We start from the raw sequence: 10,343 nt of genomic DNA, 5'->3' as shown, positions 1-10,343 counted from the left end.
ATCGACCTGGTCGACGAGGCCGCCAGCCGGCTGAAGATGGAGATCGACTCCCGGCCCGTCGAGATCGACGAGGTCGAGCGGTTGGTGCGCCGCCTCGAAATCGAGGAGATGGCACTGGCCAAGGAGGAGGATGAGGCGTCCAAGGAGCGGCTGGAAAAGCTGCGCTCGGAGCTGGCCGACAAGAAGGAGCAGCTCGCCGAGCTGACCACCCGGTGGCAGAACGAGAAGAACGCCATCGACGTGGTGCGTGAGCTCAAGGAGCAGCTGGAGATCTTGCGCGGGGAGTCTGAGCGCGCCGAGCGCGACGGTGACCTGGCCAAGGCGGCCGAGCTGCGCTACGGGCGCATCCCGGAGGTGGAGAAGAAGCTGGATGCCGCGCTGCCGCAGGCCCAAGCCCGCGAAAACGTGATGCTCAAAGAGGAGGTCGGACCCGACGACATCGCCGAGGTGGTGTCGGCGTGGACCGGCATCCCCGCCGGGCGGATGCTCGAGGGCGAGACCGCCAAGCTGCTGCGCATGGAAGAGGAGCTGGGCCGGCGCGTCATCGGTCAGCGCAGGGCCGTGCAGGCCGTGTCCGACGCCGTGCGGCGGTCCCGGGCCGGTGTTGCCGACCCGAACCGGCCGACCGGGTCGTTCATGTTCCTGGGCCCGACCGGCGTCGGCAAGACCGAGTTGGCCAAGGCGCTGGCGGAGTTCTTGTTCGACGACGAACGCGCCATGGTCCGCATCGACATGAGCGAGTACGGCGAGAAGCACTCGGTGGCGCGGCTGGTCGGTGCCCCCCCGGGCTACATCGGCTACGACCAGGGCGGTCAGCTGACCGAAGCGGTACGCCGGCGTCCGTACACGGTGATCCTGTTCGACGAGATCGAGAAGGCCCACCCGGACGTGTTCGACGTGCTGCTGCAGGTGCTCGACGAGGGGCGGTTGACGGACGGCCAGGGCCGTACGGTCGACTTCCGCAACACCATCCTCATCTTGACGTCCAACCTGGGGTCGGGCGGCGACGAGGAGATGGTGATGGCGGCGGTGCGCTCGGCGTTCAAGCCGGAGTTCATCAACCGGCTCGACGACGTCATCATCTTCGCCGGCCTCGAGCCGGGCGAGCTGGTGCAGATCGTCGACATCCAGCTGGCTCAGCTGCAGAAGCGGCTGTCTCAGCGGCGGCTCACCCTCGAGGTGTCGCTGCCGGCCAAACAGTGGCTGGCGCAGCGCGGCTTCGACCCGGTGTACGGCGCACGGCCGTTGCGCAGGCTGGTGCAGCAGGCGATCGGCGACCAGCTGGCCAAGATGTTGCTGGCCGGCGACGTGCACGACGGGGACATGGTTCCGGTCAACGTCAGCCCGGACGGCGACTCGCTGATCCTGGGCTAACCTTTGGCGCGTCGAGTGTGCGTCGATGGCTCTCACAGTGCGCTGGCGGCGGGATTTCGGGCATCCCGCCGCCCTGGGCGCACACCCGAAGCCGTCAGCGCACACTCGGCGCTTCGTCTAGGGCTGACCGCCGCCCTTTCCGCCGGTACCCGCGCTGCCGCCGCTGCCCCCGGTCGAGCCGCTGGGTAAAGTGCCGGGACCGCCAGGTCCGCCGACGGCGCCTGGCTTACCCGGTGCGCTGCCCCCATCGCCGCCGGTACCGCCACTTCCTCCGGCGCCGCCCAGACCGGTATCCGAGCTACCGCCATCGCCACCGGCACCGCCATTTCCGCCGTTGCCCGCCAGGGTGCCGGACCCGCCTACGGCGTTGGCTCCGTGGCCGCCGGTGCCGCCAGATCCTCCGGCTCCTCCGTTACCATCACCGATGCCGTGCCCGCCGGTACCCCCGTCGCCGCCCGTGCCGCCCGACGCGGTGCCGCCTAGCGCGGTTCCAGCGGCACCGCCGCCACCACCGGAACCACCGGCGCCGCCAATATCGCCGGCGCCCCCATCACCGCCGGTTCCGCCATGGCCACCAGGGCCGAGGCCGCTAGATCCGGCGGTGCCGCCGGTTCCGCCGTCGCCGCCCGCCCCGCCGCTGCTGTTACCGCCGTCCCCGCCGTCGCCTCCGGCACCGGCAGTGCCGGTAAAGGTGCCACCGCCGTGGCCGCCGTCGCCGCCGCGCCCAGCGTCACCGCCGTCACTATTGCCGCCGGTACCACCTGCGCCGCCGTCACCGGCGCTGGTCCGGCTGACGGCACCGTCGCCGCCATTGCCGCCTCGGCCGCCGTCTCCGGAGCGGCCGTCACCGCCGCCACCACCGGCTCCGCCTGTTCCGCCCTTGAAGACCGTGTCGTTTCCAGTGCCGTCGCCACCCGCTCCACCGGCTCCGCCGGTCACGCCGCTGCCACCCCTGCCGCCGGCTCCGCCGTTGCCGCCGAGGTCACTCTTGATACTCACTTCGCCGCCCTGGCCGCCGTCACCACCGCTTCCACCTGCGGCGACCGTGCCGCCATCACCGCCATTGCCGCCAGCGCCGCCTGCGCCGGCCGTTCCGCCGGTTATCGACCCATCACCACCATTGCCCCCGTGGCCACCTTGGCCAGCCGTATGCGAAATGCCGGCTGTGCCCTGTGTGCCGTCGGTGAAGCCTGTTCCGCCGGCTGCGCCCACGCCGCCCTTGCCGGAGTTGCCGCCGTCACCGCCGCGACCACCATCGCCGCCCGGCGCGCTGACGGTGCTGGCAGCACCGGTGGCCCCCCTGCCGCCATTTCCGGGCGTGCCCGCATTGCCGCCGTCGCCACCATCGCCGCCGACGCCGCGGGCAGCTTGACCGTTGATTCCAGTCCCTCCGGTGCCACCGTCGCCGCCGCGGCCGCCATCGCCACCATTGCCGGCGTTGCCGCCGTTAGTGCCGTTCGCACCGGCCGCAACTCCGTTGGTACCGGCGATGCCGTCTCCTCCGGCGCCACCGTCACCGCCCTGGCCGCCCGCCCCGCCAGCGCCCGCAGTGCCGCCCTTACTCCCACCATTTCCGCCGGTGCCGCCGGCTCCGCCAACGCCACCGTTGCCGCCGTCGGTACCGTTTCCGGTCACACCTGTGGTTCCGGCCAGGCCCGGTGCACCATTGCCGCCGATGCCGCCGACACCGCCGTTCCCGTACTGTCCGCCGTTACCGCCGGCGCCGCCGGCTGCGCCGTTGGCGCCGGGCGTGGTGCCGTCGGCTCCGGTTCCGCCGGCCCCGCCGTTGCCGCCGGCGGTCGGCGTCGTGCCCGTGGTGCCGTTCACCGCTTGGCTCGAACCGGCTCCGCCCCGGCCCCCCTGGCCCCCGACTCCTGGGTCACCGCCATGTCCGCCGATTCCGCCGACACCGTTGTGGACAGTCCAGGTTCCCGTGGCCCCAGCCCCGCCATTGCCGGGCGTGCCTCCATTGCCGCCATTGCCGCCGGCTCCGCCGGCTCCCTGGCTGGCCGCCTGGCCGAAGATATTCGTGCCGCCGGCGCCACCATTACCACCGGCGCCCCCATAGCCTCCGCCCCCGCCGTTACCGCCGTCACCACCGTCGGCGCCGCGCACCGCTCCGATAGCTCCGTCGTGACCGGCGCCGCCGGACCCGCCCGTGCCGCCGGCTCCACCCGCCCCACCGACTCCACCGGAGCCTGGCAGTAATCCGCCGGCACCGCCGGCACCGCCATTGCCGCCAGATCCGCCGGCACCACCCATACCGCCGGCCGGGCTTGCCGTGGTGCCTGCCGTGCCCTCGGCACCGGCGCCACCGATGCCGCCGGCGCCACCCATCCCCCCCGAACCGATGAGCCCGGCACGGCCACCCGCACCGCCGTCGCCGCCGGTTCCACTGGGCAAGGCGGCCGCTCCACCGGCACCGCCGCCACCGCCGTTGCCGTACAACCAGCCACCGGCCCCGCCGGTCCCGCCATTTGCGCCGGCACCTCCGGCGCCGCCCAACCCGCCGTGGCCGATAAGACCGGCAGCGCCCCCAGCGCCGCCCACCACCCCGGCGGTGGGCTGCGAATAACCGTTGCCGCCGTTGCCATACAGCAGTCCACCGGCCCCGCCATTGGGGTTGGTCGCGGTGCCGTTGGCGCCGTCGCCGATCAACGGGCGACCCAACAGCGTTTGAGTAGGTGCGTTGATCGCTCCGAGAACTTGGCGCTCAAGGACTTGTAGTGGAGAGGTGTTGGCCGCCTCGGCACTGGCGTAGGTAAAGCCGGCCGCGCTCAGATTCCGGGCGAATTGCTCGTGGAAGACGGCCGCCTGCCTGCTGAGAGCTTGGTACTCCCGGCCGTAGCTACCGAATAACGTCGCAATGGCAGCCGACACCTCATCCTCGGCGGCCGCGGCCAACTCGGTGATGGGCGCTGCGGCCGACGCGGCGGCGTCGACCAATGTCGAGTTAATTCTCGCGATTTCTCCGGCTACTCCGACCAGAGCATCAGGCACCGCCACAAATGACACGAGACCCTCCCAACCACAGCGCAACGGTCAGAAATTACCCAGGTCGCCCGCCCTTAGGTGCCGTTTTCCGCAACCCGGGCGGGATTTGCCAGCGGTCGTCCCTTCGAACTAGCTCGGTATTGGGTCCTGTAACTGGGTTGTGACCTGGTCGAATTCTTCCTTCGGTACCGACTACCGATACTCTGTTGGGGATGGTCCCGCTTTGGTTCACGCTCTCCGCACTGTGCTTCGTCGGTGCGGCGGTGTTGCTGTACATCGACATCGACAAGCGTCGTGGGCGTAGCCGGCGCCGCAAGTCGTGGGCGCGGTCGCACGGCTTCGACTACGAACGCGAATCGACCGAAATCCTGCACCGCTGGAAGCGTGGCGTGATGTCGACCGTCGGCGACGTGCCGGCCCGCAATGTCGTGCTGGGGCAGATCCGCGGCGAAGCGGTCTACATCTTCGACCTCGAGGAAGTCGCCACGGTCATCGCCCTGCACCGCAAAGTCGGCACGAACGTCGTGGTCGACCTGCGGCTCAAAGGGCTCAAGGAACCACGCGAAAGCGACATCTGGTTGCTGGGCGCGATCGGACCGCGCATGGTGTACTCCACCAACCTCGACGCCGCCCGGCGCGCCTGCGACCGGCGCATGGTCACCTTCGCCCACACCGCACCGGACAGCGCCGAGATCATGTGGAACGAGCAGAACTGGACGTTGGTCGCCATGCCGATTGCCAGCACCCGCGCGCAGTGGGACGAGGGCCTGCGCACCGTCCGCCAGTTCAACGACCTGTTGCGGGTGCTGCCGCCGCTGCCCGCCGAGACCTCGTCCGAACCGGCGGAGCTACCCGCGCCGCGTAAACCCGCGCCGACGCGCCCGCTGGCGCCGGCGGCCCGCGCCGAACTGCCACCCCGACGCGCCGAACCGGACGTGACCGGACTGCTGGGCGACGGCGGACGACGACAGCCCGAGCCGGTGCGCCGCGACGAGCCCCGCCCGGAAACCGGCCGTCGGCAGCCCCCCGGCCGTAACGGCAACCAGGCTCCCAACTTCCAGCGCTGACATCTCACTGGGGCGACGACCCCGACGGCCGCTTCGCTACGCTGTCCGACATGCCGCGCCCTGTCGCCCTGGTCACCGGGGCTACCTCCGGGATCGGCGCCGGGTACGCACGCCGGTATGCCCGCGACGGCTACGACCTGGTCCTGGTCGCCCGCGACGTCGCCCGGCTGGAACAACTAGCCGACGAACTGCGGGCCGCCGCGGGCAACATCGAAATCCTCCGGGCCGACCTCGCCGACGCCGCCGGCCGCGACCAGGTCGTCGACCGGTTGCACGCCGGGGTACGAGTCCTGGTCAACAACGCCGGCTTCGCCACGCCGGCCGAGTTCTGGAAGACCGATCCGGCTGCGCTGCAGGAGCAACTCGACGTCAACGTCACCGCGGTGATGCACCTGACCCGCGCCGCCCTGCCGCCCATGCTGACCGCCGGCTCGGGCACGGTCATCAACATCGCCAGCGTCGCCGGTCTGCTGCCCGGGCGCGGGTCGACGTACGCGGCGTCCAAGGCGTGGGTGGTCTCCTTCTCGGAGGGGCTCTTCGACGCGTTGCAAGGCACCGGAGTCGGGGTGCACGCCGTGTGCCCGGGGTACGTGCACACCGAGTTCCACAGTCGCGCCGGAATCGACGCGTCCACGGTGCCGTCGTTCCTGTGGCTCGAGGTGGACGACGTAGTGACCGAGAGCCTGGCCGACATAGCCCGCGGCAAGACGATCAGCATCCCGAGTGTCCGGTACAAAGCCCTCACGTCCACGGCACGGGTGTTACCGCGGCGGTTCGTCCGGACCGCCGGTGGACGGCTGGCGCCGCGCCGGGTGATCGGTGCGATCGGCAGACGGGTGGGTGGCCGTGACCGACTCTGAACGTAGTGAACTCGCCGAGCTGGTGCGCCGGCTCGCGGTCATCCACGGCCGTGTGACGTTGTCGTCGGGCAAGGAGGCCGACTACTACGTCGACCTGCGCCGCGCCACCCTGCAGCATCAGGCGTCGGCGCTGATCGGGCGGTTGATGCGCGAACTCACCGACGACTGGGATTACGCGGTGGTCGGTGGCCTGACGCTGGGCGCCGATCCGGTCGCCACCGCGATCATGCACGCCCCGGGCCGTCCGATCGACGCGTTCGTGGTCCGCAAGTCAGCCAAAACTCATGGCATGCAACGACTTATCGAAGGTGCGGAGGTGGCGCGTCAGCGGGCTCTGGTGGTCGAGGACACCAGCACGACGGGCAATTCCGCGTTGACGGCGGTACGGGCGGTACAGGAAGCCGGCGGCGAGGTGGTCGGCGTGGCGACCGTTGTGGACCGTGCCACCGGCGCCAAGGAGGCGATCGAAGCCGAGGGGCTGGCGTATCGCAGCCTGCTGGGCCTCGCCGATCTAGGGCTGTCCTAGGTCGCTGGCTGTGCGCGTTCTCCTGGTAATTGCCGCAGCACTGTGCTGTTTGGTGGGCTGCTCGAGTTCGAAGCCCGGACCGATCTACGGCGCGCACGCCGCCCGGGTCGGTGAATCGGCGGCGGTGCTGGGCTGGAACATGTCGGTGTCGAACCTGCGCTGGGACGGCGACTACGTATTGGTCGACGTCGATGCGGCTCCCACCGACCCGCACGCCCCGCATGCGAAGGTCGAGGACATCCGCTACGGCCTCTACGGCGCCCTGGCCCATCCGATGGAGGTCAACGGGCTGGGCAGCTGCACCGACGCGGTGGGCAAGATTCATCCGACCGGCGCGCCGCTGTCGGCGCCGCCCGACCGGCTCACCGGCACCGTCTGTCTGGGACCGCTGAAGGACCGCAGCGCGGTGCGCGGGGTGTACACCTACTCGCCGCGGGACCGGATTCACGACACCGCGGCGGCCTACCCGGCGGCATTCCCGGTCGGACTGCTGCCGACCAACCAGAACGACACCGGCCTGGTGGTGAAGACGACCAGCGTGTCGGCCTGGCGCGCCGACGGCACACCGGTGACTAAGGCCCAACTCGGTGACGCGGGGGCGTTCACCGGTAACGGCTACATGCTGCTGGGGCTGGAGGCCGACGCCCTCGCCGCCCGTTACCGCGACGACGCGGCCGCCCGCGGCGGCCCCCTGATGCTGCTCGCCGCGCCGACCCTGCCGGGGCGCGGGTTGAACCCGGCCTGTGCGGCCTACGGCTCGTCGGTGCTGATCCTGCCCGAGGCGTCACGCGATGCGGTGCAGGTGACCGCGTCGCTGTGCACGCAGGGCGAGATCAACGACGCCCTGCTGTACGCGACGGTGGCCGTCGTCGGCACCCACGCCGCGGTGTGGACCGCGAAGTGAGCGAACCGGGACCCACCGAGTGGGGCGCACCGGTCACCGGCGTCGGCCCGTGGGTCGGGGAGCCGCCCGGCGATCCCCGTTTCGACCCGATCCTGTTGCGCGACGGTGACACTCGCAACGTCGTCGACGCCTACCGGTACTGGACCCGCGAGGCGATCATCGCCGACATTGACGGACGCCGGCACGCGCTGCACGTGGCGATCGAGAACTTCGGCCACGACGCGAACATCGGCTCGGTGGTGCGCACCGCCAACGCGTTCGCCGTGGACACCGTGCACATCGTCGGGCGGCGGCGCTGGAATCGGCGCGGTGCCATGGTGACCGACCGCTACCAACGGCTGCGCCACCACGACAATGCCGCGGAATTGATGGCGTTCGCCGCCGACGCCGGGCTGACCGTGGTCGCCGTGGACAACGTTCCGGGCGCCACGCGGCTCGAGCAGACCACGCTGCCGCGGGACTGTCTGCTGGTGTTCGGTCAGGAAGGACCGGGCATCACCGACGACACCCGCGCGGGCGCGGCGCTGACCGTGTCGATCGCGCAGTTCGGCTCGACGCGCAGCATCAACGCCGGGGTGGCCGCCGGGATTGCGATGCACGCCTGGATCCGGGAGCACGCGGACCTGTCGCGCGCTTGGTGAGCGTGCATTCTGGGCGTCGAGTGGGCGCTGGCGGCGGCATTTCGGCGGTGTTTCCGACCTGAGTGCACACCGAAAGCCGTGACCGCACAGTCGGCGTGGCCTTACGTTGGGATGCGTGCGCGACGTCCTGGCCGATCTCATGTCGATCTGGCGCGCTGGTGAAACCGCGGGAGTCGGCACTGTGGTGCGCACGTTGCGCTCCGCACCCCGACCACCGGGCGCATCGATGGTGGTGGCGCCCGACGGTTCGGTCAGCGGGTCGGTGTCGGGTGGATGCGTCGAGGGCGCGGTGTACGACCTGGCCACCGAGGTAGTGCACAGCGGCTCGCCGCAACTGGAGCGCTACGGCGTCAGCGACGACGACGCTTTCGCCGTCGGCCTGACCTGCGGCGGCATCATCGATATCTTCGTCGAACCGGTGTCGCAGACGACGTTCCCGGAGCTGGGTGCGGTGGCCGACGACATCGCCGCCCATCGGCCGGTCGCCGTCGCCACCGTCATCTCGCATCCAGAGTGGGTCGGGCGCAGGCGGGTGATCTGGCCCCACACCGCCGCCGGATCACTGGGCTCGGCTCGCGCCGACGCCGCCGTTACCGACGACGCGCGTGGTCTGCTGGCGCTGGGCCGCAGCGACATCCTCGAATACGGGACCGACGGCCAGCGGCGTGGTGAAGGCATGGAGGTCTTTGTCGCCAGCTACGCGCCGCGCCCCCGGATGTTGGTGTTCGGCGCCATCGACTTCGCCGCCGCCCTGGCGCGGCAGGGATCGTTCCTGGGCTACCGCGTCACCGTCTGCGACGCCCGCGCCGTGTTCGCCACACCGGCGCGGTTCCCGACGGCCGACGAGGTGGTCGTCGAGTGGCCACACCGCTACCTGGCGGCCCGGGTCGCAGCAGGCGCGGTCGACGAGCGCACGGTGATCTGCGTGCTCACGCACGACCCGAAGTTCGACGTGCCGGTGCTGGAGGTGGCGCTGCGGTTGCCCGCGATCGGGTACGTGGGGGCGATGGGTTCGCGGCGCACCCATGACGACCGGATGGAGCGGCTGCGCGCGGCCGGGCTCACGGATGTGGAGCTGAGTCGCTTGTCGAGTCCGATCGGTTTGGACCTGGGCGCTCGCACACCGGAGGAAACCGCGGTTTCGATCGCCGCCGACATCATCGCCCGACGCTGGGGTGGCCAAGGCCGGCCGCTGGCCGAGCTCAGCGGCCGCATCCACCGAGACGTGTGATCCCGGGTTACGTCGGTGTGCCAGGCTGATTCGCGACGCAGTTGTCGAATCCGCCCGGACATGAGAGGACTTCAACGATGAAGATCGCCAACCAGTTCACCGTCAGCGCGCCGATCGAGCAGGCCTGGGACGTGCTGTGCGACCTGGAGCAGGTGATTCCGCTGATGCCCGGAGCCCAGCTGACCGGCCACGAAGGCGACAACTACCTCGGCAAGGTCAAGATCAAGGTGGGACCGGTCACCAGCGAGTTCAGCGGCAAAGTCCACTTCGTCGAACAAGACCGCGCCCAGCACCGCGCCGTCATCGACGCCAAGGGCAAGGAGTCGCGCGGCACCGGAAACGCGGCCGCCACAGTCACCGCGCAGCTGCACGAGGCGGGGGAGCACACCCAGGTCACCGTCGACACCGATCTCAAGATCGTCGGCAAACTAGCTCAATTCGGCAGCGGCATGTTGCAGCAGGTGTCGGAGAAGTTGCTGGGCCAGTTCGTCGAATCCCTGGAAGCCGAATTGAAGGCCCAGGGCGCCCAAGCGTCGCAGAGCCCGGTCAACAGCAACGGCGAGATACCGAAGAGCGCCGACGGTCCCGTCGACGCCGCGGCCACGGCGGCCTCCGCCGAGCCCGCACCCATCGACCTGTTGCAGCTCGCCGGGGGCGATCAGGTCAAGAAGTACGGCGCGGCCGGGATTGCGGTGCTCGCCGCCCTGCTGCTGATCCTGGTGGTGCGCCGACGGCGCTGAGCGCCG

Annotated in this window: 9 protein-coding genes; 8 read left to right on the top strand and 1 reads right to left on the bottom strand. The window is 70.6% G+C overall.

Annotation, left to right across the window (positions count from 1 at the left end; translation table 11 throughout):
- Nucleotides 1-1,374: AAA family ATPase (locus tag A9W95_RS17580; RefSeq protein WP_156746257.1), on the top strand; the 1,374-nt coding region annotated here is incomplete at its 5' end.
- A gap of 117 nt (nucleotides 1,375-1,491) precedes the next feature.
- Here the strand turns inward: A9W95_RS17580 and A9W95_RS17575 are convergent.
- Complete coding sequence (locus tag A9W95_RS17575; RefSeq protein ID WP_082983148.1) at nucleotides 1,492-4,389, bottom strand: PE family protein; 2,898 nt, start codon at nucleotides 4,387-4,389, stop codon at nucleotides 1,492-1,494.
- A gap of 191 nt (nucleotides 4,390-4,580) precedes the next feature.
- On the opposite strand from A9W95_RS17575, the gene ttfA reads away from it, so the two are divergent.
- The 7 genes from ttfA to A9W95_RS17540 all read left to right on the top strand — a co-directional run bounded on the left by ttfA (nucleotide 4,581) and on the right by A9W95_RS17540 (nucleotide 10,337).
- Nucleotides 4,581-5,435, top strand: a complete 855-nt coding sequence (gene ttfA, locus A9W95_RS17570; protein ID WP_067415419.1) for a trehalose monomycolate transport factor TtfA — start codon at nucleotides 4,581-4,583, stop codon at nucleotides 5,433-5,435.
- Nucleotides 5,436-5,485: 50 nt separating this feature from the next.
- Nucleotides 5,486-6,295, top strand: coding sequence for an SDR family oxidoreductase (locus tag A9W95_RS17565; RefSeq protein ID WP_067415416.1), 810 nt, complete (start codon nucleotides 5,486-5,488; stop codon nucleotides 6,293-6,295).
- Nucleotides 6,282-6,821 carry an orotate phosphoribosyltransferase gene (pyrE, locus tag A9W95_RS17560; protein ID WP_067415440.1) on the top strand — a complete coding sequence of 180 codons (540 nt, stop codon included), beginning with the start codon at nucleotides 6,282-6,284 and terminating at the stop codon, nucleotides 6,819-6,821. Before A9W95_RS17565 ends, pyrE begins: the two co-directional genes overlap by 14 nt.
- Before the next feature lie 10 nt (nucleotides 6,822-6,831).
- Nucleotides 6,832-7,725: a hypothetical protein gene (locus A9W95_RS17555; protein ID WP_067415413.1), complete on the top strand. Its 894-nt coding sequence runs from the start codon at nucleotides 6,832-6,834 to the stop codon at nucleotides 7,723-7,725.
- Nucleotides 7,722-8,366, top strand: coding sequence for an RNA methyltransferase (locus A9W95_RS17550; protein WP_067415437.1), 645 nt, complete (start codon nucleotides 7,722-7,724; stop codon nucleotides 8,364-8,366). The genes A9W95_RS17555 and A9W95_RS17550 overlap by 4 nt, the downstream gene beginning before the upstream one ends.
- A 115-nt stretch (nucleotides 8,367-8,481) precedes the next feature.
- The gene (locus tag A9W95_RS17545; RefSeq protein ID WP_172826643.1) at nucleotides 8,482-9,597 is read left to right on the top strand and encodes an XdhC/CoxI family protein; all 1,116 of its coding nucleotides are present in this window, start codon (nucleotides 8,482-8,484) and stop codon (nucleotides 9,595-9,597) included.
- Between the two features lie 77 nt (nucleotides 9,598-9,674).
- Entirely contained in the window at nucleotides 9,675-10,337 is a 663-nt protein-coding gene (locus tag A9W95_RS17540) for an SRPBCC family protein (RefSeq protein WP_067415410.1), read from the top strand.
- Nucleotides 10,338-10,343: the final 6 nt, after the last annotated feature.

The organism is Mycobacterium sp. 1423905.2 (assembly GCF_001673155.1).
In the GTDB taxonomy this organism is placed as follows: Bacteria; Actinomycetota; Actinomycetes; order Mycobacteriales; family Mycobacteriaceae; genus Mycobacterium.
This window is presented reverse-complemented; position numbering and strand designations above follow the sequence as displayed.

Excerpts from the sequence above, each read along its gene's own strand:
- ttfA (WP_067415419.1), top strand. The coding sequence starts at position 4,581 with ATGGTCCCGCTTTGGTTCACGCTCTCCGCACTGTGCTTCGTCGGTGCG.
- A9W95_RS17565 (WP_067415416.1), top strand. The coding sequence starts at position 5,486 with ATGCCGCGCCCTGTCGCCCTGGTCACCGGGGCTACCTCCGGGATCGGC.
- A9W95_RS17540 (WP_067415410.1), top strand. The coding sequence starts at position 9,675 with ATGAAGATCGCCAACCAGTTCACCGTCAGCGCGCCGATCGAGCAGGCC.